General features: G+C 68.0%; 19 protein-coding genes. 9 read left to right on the forward strand and 10 right to left on the reverse strand.

What is annotated here, in order from left to right; translation table 11 throughout:
- From G9373_RS01320 to G9373_RS01340, 5 genes are all read right to left on the reverse strand, one after another.
- On the reverse strand, positions 1-351 hold the full coding sequence (locus G9373_RS01320; RefSeq protein WP_005253680.1) for a hypothetical protein: 351 nt from the start codon (positions 349-351) through the stop codon (positions 1-3).
- 25 nt (positions 352-376) lie between these two features.
- A complete protein-coding gene (locus tag G9373_RS01325) occupies positions 377-946 on the reverse strand; it encodes a mismatch-specific DNA-glycosylase (protein WP_005253681.1) in 570 nt (189 codons plus the stop codon).
- Between the two features lie 19 nt (positions 947-965).
- Positions 966-1,955, reverse strand: coding sequence for an SDR family NAD(P)-dependent oxidoreductase (locus G9373_RS01330; RefSeq protein WP_167113609.1), 990 nt, complete (start codon positions 1,953-1,955; stop codon positions 966-968).
- A gap of 6 nt (positions 1,956-1,961) precedes the next feature.
- Entirely contained in the window at positions 1,962-3,890 is a 1,929-nt protein-coding gene (htpG, locus tag G9373_RS01335; protein ID WP_133986417.1) for a molecular chaperone HtpG, read from the reverse strand.
- A gap of 149 nt (positions 3,891-4,039) precedes the next feature.
- On the reverse strand, positions 4,040-4,252 hold the full coding sequence (locus tag G9373_RS01340) for a DUF4287 domain-containing protein (protein ID WP_167113612.1): 213 nt from the start codon (positions 4,250-4,252) through the stop codon (positions 4,040-4,042).
- Positions 4,253-4,376: 124 nt separating this feature from the next.
- On the opposite strand from G9373_RS01340, the gene G9373_RS01345 reads away from it, so the two are divergent.
- Positions 4,377-6,032: an alkaline phosphatase D family protein gene (locus G9373_RS01345; RefSeq protein WP_005253685.1), complete on the forward strand. Its 1,656-nt coding sequence runs from the start codon at positions 4,377-4,379 to the stop codon at positions 6,030-6,032.
- On the opposite strand, the gene G9373_RS01350 is transcribed toward G9373_RS01345, so the two are convergent.
- Positions 6,029-6,496, reverse strand: coding sequence for an SRPBCC family protein (locus G9373_RS01350; RefSeq protein ID WP_005253686.1), 468 nt, complete (start codon positions 6,494-6,496; stop codon positions 6,029-6,031). The two genes, G9373_RS01345 and G9373_RS01350, sit on opposite strands and share 4 nt — an antisense overlap.
- Positions 6,497-6,634: 138 nt before the next feature.
- On the opposite strand from G9373_RS01350, the gene G9373_RS01355 reads away from it, so the two are divergent.
- Both G9373_RS01355 and G9373_RS01360 read left to right on the forward strand, forming a co-directional pair.
- Entirely contained in the window at positions 6,635-8,710 is a 2,076-nt protein-coding gene (locus tag G9373_RS01355) for an elongation factor G (protein WP_065490136.1), read from the forward strand.
- 125 nt (positions 8,711-8,835) lie between these two features.
- Entirely contained in the window at positions 8,836-9,195 is a 360-nt protein-coding gene (locus G9373_RS01360; RefSeq protein WP_005567029.1) for a hypothetical protein, read from the forward strand.
- Positions 9,196-9,202: 7 nt separating this feature from the next.
- Here the strand turns inward: G9373_RS01360 and G9373_RS01365 are convergent, their stop codons facing one another.
- Positions 9,203-10,246 (reverse strand): helix-turn-helix transcriptional regulator, encoded by a 1,044-nt coding sequence (locus tag G9373_RS01365; protein ID WP_167113615.1) that lies wholly within the window; start codon positions 10,244-10,246, stop codon positions 9,203-9,205.
- Between the two features lie 86 nt (positions 10,247-10,332).
- On the opposite strand from G9373_RS01365, the gene G9373_RS01370 reads away from it, so the two are divergent.
- From G9373_RS01370 to G9373_RS01380, 3 genes are all read left to right on the forward strand, one after another.
- Positions 10,333-10,800: a hypothetical protein gene (locus G9373_RS01370; protein ID WP_005253690.1), complete on the forward strand. Its 468-nt coding sequence runs from the start codon at positions 10,333-10,335 to the stop codon at positions 10,798-10,800.
- Positions 10,797-11,201, forward strand: coding sequence for a DUF1304 domain-containing protein (locus G9373_RS01375; protein ID WP_005253691.1), 405 nt, complete (start codon positions 10,797-10,799; stop codon positions 11,199-11,201). The genes G9373_RS01370 and G9373_RS01375 overlap by 4 nt, the downstream gene beginning before the upstream one ends.
- A gap of 68 nt (positions 11,202-11,269) precedes the next feature.
- Entirely contained in the window at positions 11,270-12,139 is an 870-nt protein-coding gene (locus tag G9373_RS01380; RefSeq protein WP_120659417.1) for a PE-PPE domain-containing protein, read from the forward strand.
- 12 nt (positions 12,140-12,151) lie between these two features.
- Here G9373_RS01380 and G9373_RS01385 read toward each other — a convergent pair whose 3' ends face one another.
- Positions 12,152-12,688: a helix-turn-helix domain-containing protein gene (locus G9373_RS01385; protein WP_167113619.1), complete on the reverse strand. Its 537-nt coding sequence runs from the start codon at positions 12,686-12,688 to the stop codon at positions 12,152-12,154.
- Positions 12,689-12,743: 55 nt separating this feature from the next.
- Here G9373_RS01385 and G9373_RS01390 point away from each other — a divergent pair, with 55 nt between their 5' ends.
- Positions 12,744-14,144: an MFS transporter gene (locus G9373_RS01390; RefSeq protein WP_167113622.1), complete on the forward strand. Its 1,401-nt coding sequence runs from the start codon at positions 12,744-12,746 to the stop codon at positions 14,142-14,144.
- Here G9373_RS01390 and ychF read toward each other — a convergent pair.
- Positions 14,134-15,213 carry a redox-regulated ATPase YchF gene (ychF, locus tag G9373_RS01395; RefSeq protein ID WP_005239054.1) on the reverse strand — a complete coding sequence of 360 codons (1,080 nt, stop codon included), beginning with the start codon at positions 15,211-15,213 and terminating at the stop codon, positions 14,134-14,136. The two genes, G9373_RS01390 and ychF, sit on opposite strands and share 11 nt — an antisense overlap.
- Before the next feature lie 47 nt (positions 15,214-15,260).
- On the reverse strand, positions 15,261-15,674 hold the full coding sequence (locus G9373_RS01400) for a CD225/dispanin family protein (protein ID WP_005560516.1): 414 nt from the start codon (positions 15,672-15,674) through the stop codon (positions 15,261-15,263).
- 117 nt (positions 15,675-15,791) lie between these two features.
- On the opposite strand from G9373_RS01400, the gene G9373_RS01405 reads away from it, so the two are divergent.
- A complete protein-coding gene (locus G9373_RS01405) occupies positions 15,792-17,369 on the forward strand; it encodes an FMN-binding glutamate synthase family protein (RefSeq protein ID WP_167113625.1) in 1,578 nt (525 codons plus the stop codon).
- A gap of 126 nt (positions 17,370-17,495) precedes the next feature.
- Positions 17,496-19,799 carry a carbon starvation CstA family protein gene (locus G9373_RS01410; RefSeq protein WP_167113628.1) on the forward strand — a complete coding sequence of 768 codons (2,304 nt, stop codon included), beginning with the start codon at positions 17,496-17,498 and terminating at the stop codon, positions 19,797-19,799.
- The last annotated feature ends 1 nt before the right edge of the window (position 19,800 follow it).

Genomic DNA, 19,800 nt, shown 5'->3' on the forward strand with positions numbered 1-19,800 from the left:
TCAGGTCCAGAGGGCGGCCACGAGCACGGTGACGATGCCGAGCCCACCGGTCACGTGGACCAGGTTCGGATTCTCCTGCCCCTTGTTCTGCTTGCCCCGGACGATCTCGGCGAGCGCGACCACCACCAGTGAGAGCAGAAGCTTCACGCCGATCTTGACGTGGTTGTAATCCTTGTCCAGTGCGGCCTCGCCGAGCCCGACCAGGATCAGTCCCGTCACGAACTGGAGCCGCGCACCCCACACCATGACCTCGGAGATCCGCGGCGCCCCGAGCACCGCGAAATAGCCGCCGACGAGGGCGGCCATGCCGAGCAGGTGGCAGACGAAGAAGAGGTTGTAGACGACGGTCATCTCCGCAGCCTAGCGACCTGCCCGGTCAGCCGGATATGATTCCCGCCTCGATCGCCGCCTCCCGGTACGACGCGGCCAGCGTGGCGACGGTTTCGTGGGCGTTGAGCCCGCTGGGGTTCGGGACCAGCCACAACTCCGCGCCCTCGAGGTCGCGCGGCTGCTTGCCCTTCTTCGCGGCACGCTCCCCGAAAGCCGTGCGATAGGCGGTGATTCCGGCGACGGCGACCACCCGGGGAGTGGTGTCGCGGACCACGGTGCGCAAGCGCTCGGCGCCGACGGCCAGCTCCTCACCGGTCAACTCGTCCGCCTTCGCCGTGGCGCGCGGGGCAAGGTTGGTGATGCCGACGCCCCGCTCGATCAGGTGATCGCGATCCGCGTCCGACATCCCTGCCGTCGGATCGATCGGACGCTCGATGATCCCCGCGGCCAGCAGGGCCGGATAGAAACGGTTGCCCGGGCGCGCGAAATGCGCCCCAGTGGCGGCCGTCCACAGTCCCGGGTTGATACCGACGAACAGCAGTCGGCAGCCCGGTCCGATGAGGTCCGCAACCTCGGCGTCCCGGAACGACTCCAACTCCGCACGAGTGAAGCTCACAGCCTGCCCGCCTGCGCACTCACAGTCGGCCCGCCTCCGTCAGCCCCGCAACGGTGTCGGCCAAGGTCTCCGCCGAATCCCGGTACTTCACGCCCAGTTCGCTCTCGCTCGGGCGGTCGTCCGTGTCCGGCATCCGCGTGTAGTACTCCATCGCGGCCTCCGAAATCGGGGTGTCGATGGGGACGAACCGGTCGACGGCGTCGACCAGCCTGCCCACCAGGCGCAACGCGGCGTCCGGAACCGGGAACACCCCCATCCATTTGCCGGTGATCACGCCCAGCATCTCCGCGATCCCGGCGATCGGAATCCGGGGACCACCGAGCATGTACCGGCGGGCGCCGCGTCCCGACTCGAGGAGCGCGGCGTGCGCGCTCGCCACCTCCCGGACGTCGACCATCGTCCACGCCGCGCTCCGCCCGGGCAGACCCCGCAGGTGAACGGCGGCCTCGACTGCCTGAGCCGCCTCGCCGAACTGGTTTCCCGCGGGCGGGCCGATGATCATGCCCGGATAGGTGATCGCGATCGGTGCGCCGTCGGTCTGAAGGTCGCGAGCGTACTGCTCCACACGTGCCTTGCTCCGGCCGTAGGCGTCGGGAGGCCCGCACACCGGCAGTTCGGGAGTGAGCAGCCGGGCCCCCGGCTGGAACAGCGCGGCGATACTCGAGACGTAGACGATCGGGTCGAGGCCCAGCTCGACTGCGGTTCCCAGCACGTTCTGCGCGCCGGCCAGGTTGGTCTGCAACATCTCCTCCGCGCGCCGCGGGTCGACCGCGACCACGGCCGCGGCGTGGATGACGGCGTCGCAGCCGTCCAGAGCGCGGCGCACGGACTCGGCGTCCGTGATGTCACCGACCACGTGATCGGACGTGTCCAGTCCGAGTGCCGCGGCACTGGTCACGAGGCGAGCAGGATCCCGCACGAGGAAGCGCACCCGGTGACCGGCGTCCACCGCAGCCTTCGCACTCCACGCACCGACGAAACCTGTTCCCCCCGTGACCAATACGAGCAAGGTGAACTACACCGTCCTGGCGAGACGGTTGGCGAGCATGGTGGTGAACCGGGCGGGATCCTCCAGCTCGCCGCCCTCGGCCAGCAACGCCATCCCGTAGAGCAGCTCCGCGGTCTCCCCCAGCGCCGGATCCTCGTTGCGTTCGCCGTGCGCCTCCCGCAGCCCGGTGACGAGCGGGTGGGTCGGGTTCAGCTCGAGGATGCGCTTCGTGGTGGGGACGGGCTGTCCGGACGCCCGGTACATCCGCTCGAGCGCCGGCGACATGCTGAACGCGTCGCCGACGATGCAGGCCGGCGACGTGGTCAGCCGCGTCGACAGCCGCACCTCCTTGACCTGCTCGCTCAGCGCGTCGGCCATCCAGGAGAGCAGGCCGGCGAAGTCCTTCTCCTGCTCCTCCCGCTCCGATTCGTGCGCCTTCTTGTCTTCCTCGGTGTCGAGATCGACCTCGCCCTTGGCGATCGATTGGAACGCCTTGCCGTCGAATTCCGGCACGGCACCGACCCACATCTCGTCCACCGGATCTGTGAGCAGCAGCACCTCGAAGCCCTTCGCGCGGAAGGCCTCCATGTGCGGTGAGCTCTCGAGCAGCTGCCGGGATTCTCCGGTTGCGTAGAAGATCTGCTCCTGACCGTCCTTCATCCGCGCCACGTAGTCTTCGAGCGAGGTCAGCTCCTCCTCGCTGTGGGTGGACGCGAACGACGAGATACCCAGCAGCACATCCCGATTGTCGGTGTCCGACATCAGGCCTTCCTTGACCGCGCGGCCGAACTCCGCCCAGAACGTGCGGTAGTCGTCGGGCCGCTCGGCCTTCAGGTCCTTGATCGTGGTGAGGACCTTCTTGGTGAGCCTGCGCCGGATGGCACGAATCTGCCGGTCCTGCTGAAGGATCTCACGGGACACGTTGAGGGACAGGTCCTGAGCGTCGACCACACCCTTGACGAAGCGGAGGTACTCCGGCATCAGCTGGTCGCAGTCGTCCATGATGAAGACGCGCTTGACGTACAGCTGCACACCCGTCTTCCCGTCCCGCATGAACAGGTCGAACGGCGCGTGGGACGGGATGAACAGCAGAGCCTGGAACTCGAACGTGCCCTCCGCCTTCATCGGGATGACCTCGAGCGGATCGTCCCAGGCGTGGGCGATGTGCTTGTAGAACTCCTTGTACTCGTCCTCGGAGACGTCGTCCTTCGAGCGCGCCCACAGCGCCTTCATCGAGTTGATCGTCTCGGACGTCGTGGTGACCTCGTCCTCGCCGTCGCCCTCCGCGGGGACCGTGCGCTCCACGTTCATCCGGATCGGCCACGCGATGAAGTCGGAGTAGCGCTTGACGAGCTCCCTGATCTTCCGTTCCGACGTGTAGTCGTGCAGGTGATCCTCGGCGTCCTCGGGCTTGAGGTGCAGGGTGACGGAGCTGCCTTGCGGGGCGTCGTCGACCGCTTCGATCGTGTACGTGGCCTCGCCGCTCGACTCCCAGCGCGTGGCCTCGCTCTCGCCTGCCTTCCGCGTCAGCAGGGTGACCTTGTCGGCGACCATGAACGTCGAGTAGAAGCCGATGCCGAACTGCCCGATCAGTTCCTCGGAGGCGGCGGCGTCCTTCGCTTCCTTCAACTTGCGGCGCAGGTCTGCGGTGCCGGACTTGGCCAGCGTGCCGATGAGGTCGACGACCTCCTCGTGGGACATGCCGATGCCGTTGTCGCGGACGGTGAGCGTGCGCTGCTCCGCGTCCACCTCGATCTCGATGTGCAGATCCGACGTGTCGACGTGGAGCTCCTTGTTGCGGAAGGCTTCGAGCCGCAACTTGTCCAGCGCATCCGACGCGTTGGAGATGAGCTCCCGCAGGAACGAGTCCTTGTTGGAGTACACCGAGTGGATCATGAGGTCCAGGAGCTGGCGGGTCTCCGCCTGGAACTCCAGTTGTTCGATTTTCGTGCTCACTTCGATTCCCTTCGACAGCAGAACCCTCGACACCAGATTCGTCGTCGGAATGATATCCCGCGGCCGAATACCGGATTCATCGTGGCGAGAGGTCCGGATCCGGCCGCGCCAGGGAGGCGAGGACCTCCGGCGCCGATCTGCCCGGTCCCTCAGTCGGCGGCGTCCTCCTTCAGGGTGTACGCGACCAACGCATTGGCATGACCGTGACCGAGGCCGTGATCGGACTTCAGCCAGCTCACCAACTCCATGTGCTTGGTCAGCTCGGACGACCGGATGAGCGTCTGCCATTCACTGATCGGCCGACCGTACTTCTCCTCGATCGACGGGAAATAGGACGCGGGGCCCTTCACTGGTTCAGCCATGCGCGACAGGCTACCGGCACCCGCCGACACATTCTGTCCGACAAGCATCTTCGGATGTCGCGCCCTTGCCGACGCCGACGTCCGTAAGCTGACTGCATGGAACGAACATCGGCAGGGTGACGTCATGGCGGAGCTGATTCTGGGGCCACTGCTGAGACATGTCGGCACGTGCGACGCGACGGTGTGGGTCGAGACGTCGGAGGCGTGCACCGTCCGAGTCCTCGGCCACGAGGAACGCACGTGGAACGTGTCGGGTCACCACTATGCGCTCGTCGTCGTGGAGGGTCTGGAGCCCGGGTCGACCACCCCGTACGAGGTGACCCTCGACGGCCGCCCGGTGTGGCCGTTGCCGAGTGCCGTCCCGTCGATGATCCGGACGCTCCGGGAGGACGACGACACGCTCGTCCTCACGTTCGGGTCGTGCCGGTTCGCCACGATGTCCACGACGGAGGGCAACCGGCACCTCGGCGCCGACGCCCTGGACGCGTATGCGGTGCGGATGGCCGAACAGTCGCCGGACCAGTGGCCCGACGCCCTGCTGCTGCTCGGGGATCAGGTGTACGCCGACGAACTCTCCCCCGAGACCGAGGCACGGGTCGCCGAGATCCACGACGTGAACGAGCCACCGGGGCCGCAGGTGCGCAATTTCGAGGAGTACACCTGGCTCTACGCCGAGTCGTGGTCGGACCCTCAGGTGCGCTGGCTGATGTCGACGGTTCCGACGTCGATGATCTTCGACGACCACGACGTCCGGGACGACTGGAACACCTCGGAATCCTGGCGCGCCGAAATCGAGGCCACGTCGTGGTGGGAGGAGCGCATCGTCGGCGCGCTTTCCTCGTACTGGGTCTACCAGCACCTCGGGAACCTGGCGCCGAGTCACCTCGCCGAAAATGAACTGTACCAACGCGTTCGGAAGCACGGCGGCGACGTCGAGCCGATGCTCCGCGAATTCGCGTCTGCCGCCGACGAGGAAGCGGACGGGGCCAAAGGCATGCAATGGTCGTATCGCCGGGACCTCGGGGTTGCGAGGCTGCTCGTCATCGACTCGAGGTGCGGTCGCATCCTCTCCGGCGGTCGCCGCGAGATGGTGTCCGACCCGGAATTCTCCTGGATCGAACGTCAGACCGAGGGCACCTACGACCACCTCCTCGTCGGCACGTCGCTGCCGTGGTTGCTGCCCCGCGCCCTTCACGACCTCGAGTCCTGGGACGAACGCCTCGCCGCCGGGTCCCGTGGCCCGCGGGTCGCGGCCTTGGCGGAGAAGATCCGGCGGGGAGCGGACCTGGAGCACTGGGCGGCGTTTCGCGACTCATTCGACCGGCTCGCCCGCCTCTTCGCCGAGGTCGGCGCAGGCCGTCGGGCCGGGCCGGGGGGCCGGGCGCCGTCCACCATCTCGGTGCTGTCCGGGGACGTCCACCACGCCTACGTCGCGCAGGCGCACTACACCGAGCGGTTGCAGTCACTGGTGTATCAGCTGACGTGCTCGCCCCTGCACAACTACGTTCCGGCCGCCATGAAGGTGACGTTCCGGATCTCGTGGCGGCGCGCCACCGAGCGGACCGTGCGTTTCATCCTCGGCCGGGTGTCGCGGGTGCCACCCGTCCCCATCGACTGGTCGAAGGTCGCCGGACCGTTCTTCGGCGATCAGGTCGCGACTCTCCACCTGAACGGGCGGGCCGCCCGCCTCGTGATGGAACAGGCACGCAACGGCAGCGACGGCACGCCCCGATTCAGGACCATGACCGACCTCGAGTTGACGACGGGAACGGACGCCTAACGCTGCTCGGCCGCCGCCTTCAGCTGTGCGAGCCCCTTCTCGAAGTCCTTGCCCACCATCTTGTCCATCGGGAAGAGGACCCCCACGATCGTGAAGAAGCGGTTGGTCTTGCCGGTCATCTGCCAGCGGACGGTGGTCCCGGCGCTGTTCGGCTCGAGGAGGAACGTCGTGACATTGTCGGCCTTGAACGGTTTGAGGAATTTCAGGTCGAGCACGACCTTCGAGCCGGGCACCGACTCAGTGATCACCATCGACCCCGCACCCGCCTTGCGATTGCCCTCCCAGGCGTAGGCGGCGCCGACGCCCGACTCCGGGCCGGAGTACGTGCGCTTCAGGTCGGGATCGACGTTCTCCCACGGCGACCACGACTGCCACAGCCGGAAGTTGTCGAGAAGCGGCTGAACGACGTCGGGGCTCGCATCGATGACGGTGGAACGTTCGACGAGGAAGTCGTCCGAAGCCATGCCGGTCTCCATTCGGTGTCGGGTGTGGTGGACCGACGTCGCGCCCACCTGTCGAGGTGGAAGATAACGCCTCACCGGCGGTCGCGCGCGCGGTATCGTCGGGAGCGACCCAACGACAGTGCTGTGGTGGGGGTAGCAGTGACGACCGAGACGGATCTGATCCGCAATATCGCTCTGGTGGGACATCAGGGTAACGGGAAGACGACACTCGCGGAGGCGATGCTCTTCCGCGCCGGTGTCGTCACCCGGCCCGGACGCGTCGAGAGCGGTAACACCGTGCTCGACACCCAGCCCGAGGAGCACGACCGCACGCAGTCGCTGACGCTCGGCCTGGCCTCCTTCTCGTGGGGCGACTACCGGATCAACCTCCTCGACCCGCCGGGCTACGCCGATTTCGTCGGCGACGCGACGACCGCGCTCCGGGTCGCGGACGTCGCCGTGTTCGTGATCGACGGAGTCAGCGGTCTGCAGGTGAACGACGAGTTGCTGTGGCAGGTGGCCGGCGAGCGATCCATCCCACGCATCCTGTTCGTGAACAAGATGGACAAGGAGCGGGCGTCGTTCGATGTCGTCCTTGCCGGGATCCGCGACCATTTCGGGTCGGGAGTCGAGCCGGTCGACCTGCCCGTAGGCGAAGCGTCGGCGTTCACCGGGGTCGCCGATCTCCTCACCGAGCACGTCATCCTCTACGACAGCGGGTCCGCGAACACGAGCGACGAACTGCCCGCCGACATCGCCGACCGCGAGCACGAACAGCACGAGCATCTCGTGGAGGACGTGGTCGAGATCGAGGACGACCTGCTGTCGAAGTACCTCGACGGGGAGGACATCTCCGTGGCCGAACTCGAGCACGCGCTCCGCGCGGGTTTCGCGGCGGGCTCGCTGTGGCCGGTGCTGTGCGGGTCGGCCGTCGATGCGATCGCCGTCGACCGGTTGCTCGACTTCGTGTGCCGGATCGCGCCCGCACCGTCGGAGGTCCCGGGCATCGAGGTGCGCGGTGACGGGGTCGCCAAAGTGCGCGGTGACGGGGTCGCCAAAGTGCGCGGTGACGGGGTCGCCGAGGTGCGGTGCGATCCCTCGGGGGACCCGCTCGCGTACGTCTTCAAGACGCAGACCGACGAATACGTCGGGCAGGTGGCGTTGGTGAAGATCCTGTCCGGCACCGTGCACGCCGATGACGTCCTCGTCAATCAGCGCACCGGCGCGAAGGAGCGCCTGCACAACCTCCTTCGCGTCCTCGGCAGTAAGCACACCGCGATCGACACCGCGGAGGCGGGCGACATCGTCGGCGCCATCAAGCTGACCGACGTGTCGACGGGCGACACCCTCGCGCCGATCGGCTCGTCCCTCACCGTGCCTCCGATCGTGCACCGGCGTCCGGTCTACGGGATCGCCGTGGCCGCCGAGAGCGCAGGCGACGAGGACAAACTGGCGACCGCCCTGGCGGAGCTCGTCAGCGACGACCCGACGCTGGAAGTGACCCGCGACAGCGAAACCCACCAGACGGTGGTCCGGGGCGCGGGCGACGTGCACGTGCAGGTGGCGCTGACCCGGTTGAAGCGGCGGTACGGCATCACCCTCCAGACCGAACCGGTCAAGATCGCCTACCGCGAGACGCTGCTCGGCACCGTGGAGACGGAGGGCCGCCACAAGAAGCAGAGCGGCGGCCATGGCCAGTTCGGGGTGGCGACGGTCCGCTTCGAGCCGCTCCCCCGCGACGAGGGCTACGAGTTCGTCGACGAGACCCGCGGTGGAGTGATACCCAAGTCCCTCATTCCCGCGGTCGGCAAGGGGATCGCCGAATCGATGGGACGCGGAGGCAGGCACGGGTTTCCGCTCGTCGACCTACGGGCCACCGTTCTCGACGGCAAGCATCACTCGGTCGACTCCGACGATTTCAGCTTCCGGATGGCGGGGGCACTCGCCCTTCGGGCGGCCATCGACAAGGTGGGCACCCTCGTCCTCGAACCCGTCGACCACGTCGAGGTCACGGTGCCGTCGGCGCTTCAGGGTGACGTGATGGCGGATCTCGGACGGCGGCGCGGCCAGATCGAGGGCACCGAACCGGCAGGGGACGGCGAGGTCACCGTGATCGCGTCGGTGCCGACCAGCGAGGTCACCGACTATCCGGTCGCGCTGCGCTCGATGACACACGGGCGTGGTCGTCTCGCACTGAGTTTCAAGTGCTACCAGGAGCGGCCCGAACCGCGCTGACAGTGCCCTTCCAGCGTGCACGCAGAGTTCTTTCAGCCTCCCGCGGTGTAGTGGTGTCTCACTCACAGAAGGGAACGGCATCGATCATGCGTTCACAATTGGTTCGAGGCATCGGTGGAGCGGCGATGGCTGTCGGTCTCGCATGTTCCGTCGTCGCGTGTAGTTCGGGCGAGGCGTCGTCCGGCACTTCGTCGACCGACACCAGCAGCGCCGCCGTGGAGGGCGGCGCCCCGGCCGCGACGATAAGCGATGAACTCCAGGCCTGCCTCGAGGAGAACGGCGTACCCGCACCGCCCGACCAGGCCGGTGGCGGCGCACCGGGAGGAATGGCGCCGCCCGGCGGCGAGATGACACCGCCGGAGGGCGGCGACGGTTCGACCCCGCCTGAGGGCGGAACTCCGGACGCGTCGAGCGCTCCTCCCGGGGTCGACAGTTCGACGTGGGCGGCCGCGCAGGAGGCGTGTTCCGGCGGGGCCGGTTCGTGAGCCGCAGCTAGTGCTCGCGACCGGTCCGCAGCCGCGCGGCGAGTTCCGCGCGGCTGCGGACCCCGGCCTTCGCATACACCGATTTCAAGTGGTCCTGGACGGTGTTCACCGTGATGCCGCGGCGGTCCGCGATCTCGGACGTCGCGTAGCCGGCGATCACGTCGGCGCACACATCACGTTCGCGTGCGGTCACCGCATAGGCCGCGAGCAGCAGTCCCGTGAGCTCGCCGCCGACCGCGGGTTCGAGGGTGACCACAGTCTGCGGTTCGTCGCCGCCGATCAAGGCCGTGGCGCGCACCAGAATCCAGCCACCTTCCGCATCGCGGACACGCGCCTTGAAGATCCCCGAACCGCTGGATCGCGCCCCGAACGTCGCGGCCCGCAACACGACGGTCAGCCTGCCCGGGGCCACCTCGTCGAAGCGATCCTGCCAACCGCGGGCAGCGGCCGTGAGCGCGACCGGATCGCCGGCGGCATCGGTCAGCACCACCGCCGGACCCTGGTCGCCGCAACCGGAGATCGCCGGGGCGTGCACGGACGCGGCCCGTGTCGCGACCGCCAGGCCGGGGGCCACGAGTGTGAGGAACTCGAGCTCACGGTCGGTGAAATCCGGTCCGGACCGCACGAATCCGGCTGCGCCCCAGCACACGCCGTCGACGCGGAACACGAGGCGGACCTCGCTGCCGAGCCCCAGCGGCGCCCACACCGCGCCGTGACGGAGGCTGTGCGCGACCTCGTCCGCGGGGAGGTCCGAGGCCCGCGCGACGGTTCGACCACTGCGGGCGAGTTCGGCGAACGTGCCCGGATCGTCGCCGTTGTACTCCGATTCGGCGAGCAGCGGCTCGTACTGCTGCGGGATCCGGCTACGCCCGCTGGTCATCGAACTGATCGCGAGCGTCTCCGGGTCGAGCATCGCCCAGCACGTCAGGTCGCTGCGCACCGTCTCACCGACCAGTTCTAGGGCGCGCTCGTGCAGCTGTGTGACACCGGCGCCCGATCCCGCGACCGCGAGCACCTCGCGGCGCAGCTTTTCCGCCCGGACCTCCAGCATGAACACAGTATGCGCTGGTCACAGGCACACCACCATCCCAGATTCCGGGGATGGGCAGCGGGGTACGCCGGTCCTACCGTCGCAGTATGTCCACCCACGTTCACGTAAACAGAGCAGGCGACGGCAGGCACCTCACCGCACCGGACGCCGACATCACGGTCCTGGTCGGCGGCGATCACGCCGGCGGAGCGTACGAAGTCTTCCTCGTCGAAGCGTCCCGGAATGCGCCGGACGGCCCACTGCACGCCGAACCGTGGCCGAAGTCCTACCACGTGCTGCGCGGCCGGATTCTCGTCCAGGCCGGAGACACCGGGTACGAGCTCGCGGCGGGGGAAACCATCGCCGTCGAGGCGGGAACGATGAATACGTTCACGGTCCTCTCCGAGTCCGCCGACTTCCTCCTCGTCTCCGCCGGGGCATCCAACAGCGGCTTCTTCGGTGATCTCGACGCGGTCGGCCGCGGCGGGCACTCGCCGGCGGAAATGGACCGGCTGCTGCACGAGGTCACCGATCGGTACGGCGTCGAACTCGCGACCGGGGCGGGTGCGCCGTGACCATCGTCGCCCAGATCGCCACACTGGTCGCCGCAGGCGTGCACCTGCTGGCGTTCGTGTGGGAATCGGTCCTGTTCCGCAGGCCGTCGGTGCACGAGGGCATCTTCCGCATCCCCGGCAGCGATGTGCCCGCCGCCCATCTGTGGGCGTTCAACGTCGGCTTCTACAACCTGTTCCTCGGTTCCGGCGCCATCGCCGGCGTCGTCCTGTGGTGGGCGGGTCACGACACTCCGGGTCGCACCCTCGTCGTCTACACCTGCCTCTTCATGTTCCTGGCCGGCATCGCCCTGGCCCTTTCGGACCGGATGGCGCTCAGCCGACAGCGCGGGGACGGCGTCGTCGGCGCACTGTCGCAGAGTGTGCCCCCGCTGGTGGCCTTGATCGCGCTGGCGATCGGGTGACATCCCACGGCGTCCGATTGCCAGGAACTTCTCAGGGTCGACCGAACGGATCCTTACTCGCGGTCGGCATGATGGGAGCCATGTTCCAGGTGACCGTTCTCGCCGTCGGTGGCACCGGAGAGTCCCACCCCGATGACCACCGACGCCACGTCTCCGGACTGTTGCGTGACGTCACCGATGCCCTCGACGACCGGTTCGTGTCGCGGTGGGTCGGCTATCCGGCGTCGTACGGGCCGGTCGCCGCGGGCGGGCTCAGCTACCGGGAGAGCACCGAGGTCGGCGTCCGCCGCTTGATCGACGCCATGGAGGACGCTCCGGGACCGGTCATGCTGATCGGCTACTCGCAGGGATGCACCGTGATCCGTGAGGTGCTCGGGCAGATCGCCACCGGCGCCCTGCGCGCCGACAACCTCTCCGCGGTGGGTCTCGTCTCCGACCCCGAGCAACCCGCGGGGGTGGTGCCGGGCTGCCGGGGGCGCGGTGTCGCGGGCGACGGCGCCCCGATCCCCGACTCCGTTCCGGTCCAGTGGATCGCGCACCCGGACGACATGATCTGCAATGCCAGCGAAGACAGCTACGTCCGCGACATCGCGGACCTCACCCGGTGGATGTCGTTTCGCGCGCTGCGGACGTGGCTCGCCCAGACGTGGGAACTGATCCGCAACAACAGCTTCCAGAACGCGACCAAGACCCGCGTCAGCCCTCGGCAGTGGCGCACCGACCTGCGTCGACTGCGGACCGCGGCGATCGAGGTGCTCGGCTACCTACCGCCGCGCCTCGCCTGGCGCGGTGTGCGCGTCGTCAATGCGCGGGGCGGGCGGCATGTCGCGTACGCCAGCGAACCCCTCGATGCGAGCGGGCTCACCGGATGCCAGATCCTCGCCCAATGGCTGCAGGTGCGGGCGACGTTCGAACCGGCCCTGCCCGTCGCGGCGTAAGGGTCGCGCCGATCAGGCGTCGCTGCGCGGACGCAGCGGAGTGAGCATCCGGCGGGGTGCACGCAGGGCCACGGCGACGGTGTCGCTGCGGGGACGGACGGCCTCCCCCGGCCCGGGCGCGACCACCAGGTCCTCGGGGCCCGGGATCGTGCCGCAGTCGGGGCATCGCCCGAAACGATCGAGTTGCGTTCCGCACTCCGCGTGCGAGAACACGCGGCCCGGGTAACTGCCGGGCGACACGTACTGCTCACCCCATTGCGACAGCGCATAGATGCTCGGCCACAGCGCCTTTCCGGCCTCGGTGAGCTCGTACTCGGGATGACCGCCGTCGGCGACACGGACGAGGACACCGGTCTCGACGAGAGCGGTCAGCCGATCCGTCAGGACGGCGCGCGAGATGTCGAGATGGGCCAGCAGATCACTGAAGCGGCGGACCCCGTAGAAACAGTCGCGCAGCACGAGCATCGTCCACCGCTCACCCACCACTTCGAGGGCGCGAGCGAGGTTGCAGTTCTGCTGCGAGTACCCGGTTCCCAGTGCCACGCCCACATGCTATCGCAATTCAGTCTTGTCACCAGACCAAATTGGTTCTAAGTTCAGTCTTGTGAACAGACCAACTGCGGTTGCCCCACCGATCCGCGCACGCACACCCCGCCCGGCGACCACGCTGGCCGTCGCGTCGCTCGGGACGTTCGTCGCTCTGGTCGCGTTCTGCGCCCCGCTCGGCAACATGCCCACCGTTGCCGCGGCACTGTCGGCAGGGCCGGCAGCGCAGACGTGGATTCTCAGTTCGATGAGCGTCGGCCTCGCCGCGGTCCTATTGACTGCGGGCGCACTCGCCGACGACTACGGCAGGTGCCGGGTGTTCCACTGGGGTGCCTGGCTTCTCGCCCTGGGCGCGGTGGTCGGCGCGGTCAGTCAGGAACCCGTCCTGTTCATCGTCGGACGACTGATCCAGGGAGTGGCGGGCGCGGCACTGATCGCGGCCAGCCTCGGCGCCGTCGCACACGCCTTCACCACGCCAGGGGCGCGGGCCACGGCAAGCGGGATCTGGGGCGCGAGCGTCGGCGCCGGCATCACCGTCGGTCCCGTCCTGGCCGGCCTCCTCGACCTCGCCGGGTGGTGGCGCGGACTGTACTGGGCACTCGCCGCCGCGTCGCTCGTGATCGGACAGGTCGCGACGCGTGCGCTCGCGGAGTCACGCTCCGCCGTCCCGAAGCGGATCGACGTCCCGGGAGCGGTCACGCTGTGCGCCGCGATGGTCCTGGTGCTCGTCGCACTCGTCGAGGGCAGGCAGGGCAACCTCGCCGCCACCGTGCTCTGCGGCGTCGGCGCTGCCGTGTTCACCCTCGCCTTCGTCGCGGTCGAGCGGCGACGACCGTTCCCGATGCTCGACCTCGCGTTGTTCCGCCGACGCGACTTCCTGGCCGCCACCCTCGCGGCCCTCGCGACCGGGGCGGGCATCATCGGTCTGATGTCGTTCGCGTGCACGTTCCTCGTCAAGACGATGCACGTCAGCACGCTGGCCGCAGCCGGGGTGATCGCGCTGTGGTCGGGCACGAGCGTCGTGGCGTCACTGCTCGCCCGCACACTCCCGGCGCGGCTCGCCGGCTCACCACAACTCGTCATCGGACTCGCCGGCGTCGGCGTCGCCATGCTCACGATGACGGGCCTCACCCCCGACTCGTCCCTGCTGCGCCTCGTCCCGGGACTGCTGCTCGCCGGCGTCGCCAGCGGGCTCCTCAACGCCGGCCTCGGCCGCCAAGCAGTCGCCAGCGTGCCCGCCGACCAGGGCGGACTCGGCAGCGGCGCCAACAACACCGCCCGCTACCTCGGCTCGTCCATCGGCGTCACCGTCGTCAGCATCATCGCCCTCGACCCGGCAGGCACCGTCGACGGCATGGTGTCGGGCTGGGACTACGCCGCCGTCACCACCGGGCTGATCTCACTCGTCGGCGCAGGCGTCGTCGGAATCCTCGTGCGAGGAACCGCTGTCAGACGTTGAAGCGGAACTCCACCACGTCGCCGTCGGCCATGATGTAGTCCTTGCCCTCCATGCGGACCTTGCCTGCGGCCTTGGCGGCGGCCATGGACCCGGCGGCGACGAGGTCGTCGAAGGAGACGATCTCGGCCTTGATGAAGCCGCGCTCGAAGTCGGTGTGGATGACGCCGGCGGCCTGCGGGGCGGTGTCGCCCTTGTGGATGGTCCAGGCGCGGGACTCCTTGGGACCTGCGGTGAGGTAGGTCTGCAGGCCGAGGGTGTGGAAGCCGGTGCGGGCGAGTGCGTGCAGGCCGGGCTCGGACTGTCCGATGGAGTCGAGCATCTCCTGCCGGTCCTCTTCGTCCAGCTCCAGCAGCTCCTGCTCGACCTTGGCGTCGAGGAACACGGAGTCCGCGGGGGCGACGGAGGCGCGCAGTTCGGCGACCTTCGCTTCGTCGGTGAGCACGGCCTCGTCGGCGTTGAACACGTACAGGAACGGCTTGGTGGTGAGCAGGCTCAGCTCGCGCAGCAGCGAGAAGTCCAGCTTGTCCTTCGCGCTGAACAGGGTCTTGCCCTCGTCGAGGACTTCCTGCGCCTTCAGCGCCTCCTCGTGGATGGGCTTGAGTTCCTTGTTCTTCTTCGCTTCCTTCTCCAGACGCGGCAGGGCCTTCTCCAGCGTCTGCATGTCGGCGATGACGAGCTCGGTCTCGATCACCTCGATGTCGGACGCGGGGTCGACGCGGCCGTCGACGTGCACGACGTCGTCGTCGTTGAAGACGCGAACCACCTGGCAGATCGCGTCGGCCTCGCGGATGTTGGCGAGGAACTTGTTGCCGAGGCCGGCGCCCTCGGAGGCGCCCTTGACGATGCCGGCGATGTCGACGAACGACACCGTGGCGGGCAGGATGCGCTCGGAACCGAAGATCCGGGCGAGCTCGGACAGCCGCGGATCGGGCAGTTCGACCAGGCCGACGTTGGGTTCGATGGTCGCGAACGGGTAGTTCGCGGCCAGCACGTCGTTGTTGGTCAGCGCGTTGAACAAGGTGGACTTGCCGACGTTGGGCAGTCCGACGATTCCGAGGGTAAGGCTCACGGTCGTTGGATTCTACGGCGTCGGGGCCGTATCAACGACCATCGGCCTCACCAGCTCGAAGTATTGCTGTTCGCGACGAGGGCGATGATCAGGATGGCGTACCCGATGACGAAGACGACGATCAGCGCCACCCAGATCCACAGGGCGATCTTGCCGAGCGCCTTGGCGCGGTCGGACGCGTACTGGGCGCCCTGGTAGTCGCCCATCGCCCACTTCGGGTACACGTCGTGGACGTGGTTGAACGCGGCGAACGCGAGCGGCCAGAAGAACAGCACGGCGGCCACCGCCCAGCCGGCGTTCGAGGGCGGCAGCGGCGGCGGGCCGTACTGGCCCGGGTACGGCTGCGACTGCGGCGGCTGCTGTTGCTGCGTCGGGTACTGGTAGCCGTACGCACCCGTGTCGCCGGGCTTCGGCGGCACCGGATTGCTCGACACCTCCGGATTGCTCGATGACTCCGTCATGACATCCCCCTGTCGTGGCAGCTGACCTCGTGCGTCCACTATCCCACCTGTCTCCCCCGTGAGTGGGAAAGTGCCGGAGTACGCGTCGGCACTCACGTGAGGTTCTAGTCTCAGCGAGTGACCCGCTGGTTGATCGTCCTCGCGTTATGGATCCTCGGACTGGGTGCTCTCGCCCTGGCCCTCGGCGTTGCCACCGGGTGGTGGTTCGCCGCGGTCGTCCTTCTCGCGCTCGCAGCCCTCGGGACATGGGATCTGCTGCAACGGCGGCACAGCATTCTGCGGAACTACCCGGCGCTCGGGCACGCACGGTTCCTGCTCGAGAAGATTCGCCCCGAGATCCAGCAGTACTTCGTCGAATCATCCACGGACGGAACGCCCTTCGACCGGGACACCCGCGACCTCGTCTACGAGCGGGCCAAGGGGACCCTCGCCGAGGAGCCGTTCGGCACCGAACGGGACGTGCACGCCGTCGGCTACGAGTTCATGGCCCATTCGCTGCGCGCCCGGATGGCACCGCCCGAGCCGCCGACCGTGCGCATCGGCGGCCCCGACTGCGAACGGCCCTACGACATCGCGCTTCTCAACGTGTCGGCGATGAGCTTCGGCTCGCTCTCCGCGAACGCCATCGAAGCCCTCAACGCCGGGGCCGCGCGCGGCGGGTTCGCGCACGACACCGGCGAGGGCGCGATCAGCCCGTATCACCGCAAGCACGGCGGCGACCTGATCTGGGAGATCGCGTCCGGCTACTTCGGGTGCCGGACGGACGACGGTCACTTCGATCCCGGCAAGTTCGCCGAACATGCAGCCTCAGAGCAGGTGAAGGCGATTTCGATCAAGTTGTCGCAGGGCGCGAAACCCGGGCTCGGCGGTGTGCTGCCCGGGGCGAAGGTGTCGCGGGAGATTGCCGAGACGCGCGGCGTGCCGGTCGGGAAGACGGTGATCTCCCCGCCCTCGCACACCGCGTTCTCCACCCCGAACGAGCTGATCGACTTCATCGTTACCCTGCGAAAGCTCTCCGGCGGCAAACCCGTCGGGTTCAAATTGTGCGTCGGATCGCGCACCGAGTTCCTCGGCATCTGCAAGGCGATGCTCGAACGCGACGTCACCCCGGACTTCGTCATCGTCGACGGCTCCGAGGGCGGAACCGGTGCAGGTCCAGTGGAATTCGAGGACAACATGGGCATGCCCCTCACCGAGGGGCTGATGCTCGTGCACAACGCGCTCACCGGCGCCGGACTGCGGAACCGCATCAAGATCGGCGCGTCCGGGAAGGTCGCCAGCGCATCCGACATCGTCAAACGGATCATCCAGGGCGCCGACTTCACGCTGGCCGCCCGCGCGATGATGTTCGCCGTCGGGTGCATCCAGGCGCAGATGTGCCACACCAACCGCTGCCCCGTCGGGGTGACGACCCAGGACCCGGCGCGGACCCGCGCACTCGACGTCCCCGACAAGGCGGCCAGGGTGTTCCGGTTCCAGAAGTCGACGGTGGCCGGCGCCCAGCAGATGGTGGCATCGATGGGTCTCGACAGCTTCGACCAACTGACACCGGCGATGCTCAACCGGCGGATCGACGGAGTCACCACCCGCACCTACGCGGAACTGTACGAGTGGCTAATGCCCGGCGAACTGCTCGAGGATCCGCCGTCGGAGTGGCTCACCGACTGGATCGACGCCGATTCGTCTCGCTTCTGACGTCGTTTTTTCGTCGAACCGAACGTCGGCGCAATAGGGTGACGGGGGCCACAAGAGATGTGGCATCTGTCGACGGCGTCACCCCTGGCACACAATGACGACGGGGGCGCTGGGAAGGAGTTCGCGATGGCCCTGAGAGCCGCACCCGAATCCGAGATCGAGTACCTGAAAACGGATCCGGATCTACCAGCGGTCGGCGTCGTGGACCGCACCCCCATCTCACCGGCGACGCGGATCACGTTCGCCGTCCTCGGCCTTCTCGGCGGCATCGCCTGGGTGATGATCGCGTTCATCCGCGGCGAGAACATCAACGCCGTCTGGTTCGTGGTGGCCGCCGTCTGCACCTATCTCATCGCCTACCGCTTCTACGCGCGGCTGATCGAGCGCAAACTCGTCCAACCCCGTGACGACCGGGCCACGCCCGCCGAGATCCTGGAGAACGGCAAGGACTACATGCCGACGGACCGGCGGGTGCTGTTCGGGCACCACTTCGCCGCCATCGCCGGCGCAGGCCCCCTCGTCGGTCCCGTCCTCGCCGCGCAGATGGGCTACCTGCCCGGCACGCTGTGGATCATCATCGGCGTCGTCTTCGCCGGGGCCGTCCAGGACTTCCTCGTCCTGTGGATCTCGACGAAACGCCGCGGACGCAGCCTCGGTCAGATGGCCCGCGACGAACTCGGCCTCGTCGGCGGTGTCGCCGCCATGATCGGCGTCTTCGTCATCATGATCATCCTCATCGCGGTGCTCGCCCTCGTCGTCGTCAACGCGCTCGCGGAAAGCCCGTGGGGCGTCTTCTCCATCGCCATGACCATCCCGATCGCCCTGTTCATGGGCGTCTACCTGCGGTACCTGCGCCCGGGCAAGGTCGCCGAGGTGTCGCTGATCGGCGTCGTGCTGCTGCTCCTCGCCATCGTGTCCGGCGGCTGGGTCGCCGACACCGGCTGGGGCGCCGACTGGTTCACGCTTTCCAAGGTGACCATCGCCTGGCTGATGATCGCCTACGGTTTCGCCGCATCCGTCCTGCCCGTCTGGCTGCTGCTGGCCCCGCGCGACTACCTGTCGACGTTCATGAAGATCGGCACGATCATCCTGCTGGCCATCGGCATCCTGGTCGCGCAGCCCACCATCAAGATGCCCGACGTCACGACGTTCGCCATCCAGGGCAACGGCCCCGCGTTCGCGGGCTCGCTGTTCCCGTTCCTGTTCATCACGATCGCGTGCGGCGCGCTGTCCGGCTTCCACGCCCTCATCTCCTCCGGCACCACACCCAAGCTGCTGGCGAAGGAAAAGCAGATGCGGCTGATCGGATACGGGGGCATGCTCACCGAGTCGTTCGTCGCGATCATGGCGCTCGTCACCGCGTGCATCATCGACCAGCACCTGTACTTCGCGCTCAACGCACCGGCCACCCTCACCGGCGGGACCCCCGAGACGGCCGCCGCGTATGTGAACGGCCTCGGACTGTCCAGCCCGAACATCAGCCCCGACACGCTCGCGCAGGCCGCGGAGAACGTGGGCGAGGAGTCGATCATCTCGCGCACCGGCGGTGCCCCGACGCTCGCGTTCGGCATGTCGGAAGTGCTCAGCCAGTTCCTCGGCGGCGCCGCCCTCAAGTCGTTCTGGTATCACTTCGCGATCATGTTCGAGGCGTTGTTCATCCTCACCACCGTCGACGCAGGCACCCGTGTCGCCCGGTTCATGCTGTCCGACTCGCTCGGCAACTTCGGCGGACCCGCCCGCAAGTTCAAGGATCCGTCGTGGCGCGTCGGAGCCTGGGTGTGCTCGCTGGCCGTCGTCGGCCTGTGGGGCGCAATCCTGCTGATGGGCGTCACCGACCCGCTCGGCGGAATCAACACCCTGTTCCCGCTCTTCGGCATCGCGAACCAGTTGCTCGCTGCGATCGCGCTGACCGTGGTCCTCGCCGTCGTCATGAAGAGGGGCCTGTTCAAGTGGGCATGGATTCCCGGCGTTCCCCTCGTCTGGGACCTGATCGTGACCATGACGGCGTCCTGGCAGAAGATCTTCTCCGGCAACACCGCCGTCGGCTACTGGTCCCAGCACGCCGCGTTCAAGGAAGCGAAGGAAGCCGGCAATACCAGCTTCGGTTCCGCCAAGACCCCCGAGGCCATCGACGCCGTCATCCGCAACACGTTCATCCAGGGGACCCTGTCGATCGTGTTCGCCGGCCTCGTCCTCGTCGTCGTGGTGGCCGGAGTGCTCGTGTGCATCAAGGCGTTCCGGGCGGGTGGACTGCCGACCACCGAGTCACCCGAGCAGCCGTCGAAGATCTTCGCGCCTGCCGGGTTCGTCCCCACCGCCGCCGAGAAGGAACTCGACAAGGAATGGAACGAACTCATCGCGTCGGGAGCGGTGCGCGCACCCGGTGCTGCGCACACCCACACGGACAGGGCACATCACCATGATGAATAGG

The organism is Rhodococcus sp. A14 (assembly GCF_011603105.1).
GTDB classification, from domain to species: Bacteria; Actinomycetota; Actinomycetes; order Mycobacteriales; family Mycobacteriaceae; genus Rhodococcus_F; species Rhodococcus_F opacus.

What these genes read in the sequence shown, in the direction of transcription:
- G9373_RS01360 (WP_005567029.1), top strand. Translation starts at nt 8,836, where the DNA reads ATGGCTGTCGGTCTCGCATGTTCCGTCGTCGCGTGTAGTTCGGGCGAG.
- G9373_RS01320 (WP_005253680.1), bottom strand. Translation starts at nt 351, where the DNA reads ATGACCGTCGTCTACAACCTCTTCTTCGTCTGCCACCTGCTCGGCATG.
- G9373_RS01370 (WP_005253690.1), top strand. Translation starts at nt 10,333, where the DNA reads ATGTCCACCCACGTTCACGTAAACAGAGCAGGCGACGGCAGGCACCTC.
- G9373_RS01365 (WP_167113615.1), bottom strand. Translation starts at nt 10,246, where the DNA reads ATGCTGGAGGTCCGGGCGGAAAAGCTGCGCCGCGAGGTGCTCGCGGTC.
- G9373_RS01345 (WP_005253685.1), top strand. Translation starts at nt 4,377, where the DNA reads ATGGCGGAGCTGATTCTGGGGCCACTGCTGAGACATGTCGGCACGTGC.
- G9373_RS01340 (WP_167113612.1), bottom strand. Translation starts at nt 4,252, where the DNA reads ATGGCTGAACCAGTGAAGGGCCCCGCGTCCTATTTCCCGTCGATCGAG.
- G9373_RS01400 (WP_005560516.1), bottom strand. Translation starts at nt 15,674, where the DNA reads ATGACGGAGTCATCGAGCAATCCGGAGGTGTCGAGCAATCCGGTGCCG.
- G9373_RS01350 (WP_005253686.1), bottom strand. Translation starts at nt 6,496, where the DNA reads ATGGCTTCGGACGACTTCCTCGTCGAACGTTCCACCGTCATCGATGCG.
- G9373_RS01380 (WP_120659417.1), top strand. Translation starts at nt 11,270, where the DNA reads ATGATGGGAGCCATGTTCCAGGTGACCGTTCTCGCCGTCGGTGGCACC.
- G9373_RS01410 (WP_167113628.1), top strand. Translation starts at nt 17,496, where the DNA reads ATGGCCCTGAGAGCCGCACCCGAATCCGAGATCGAGTACCTGAAAACG.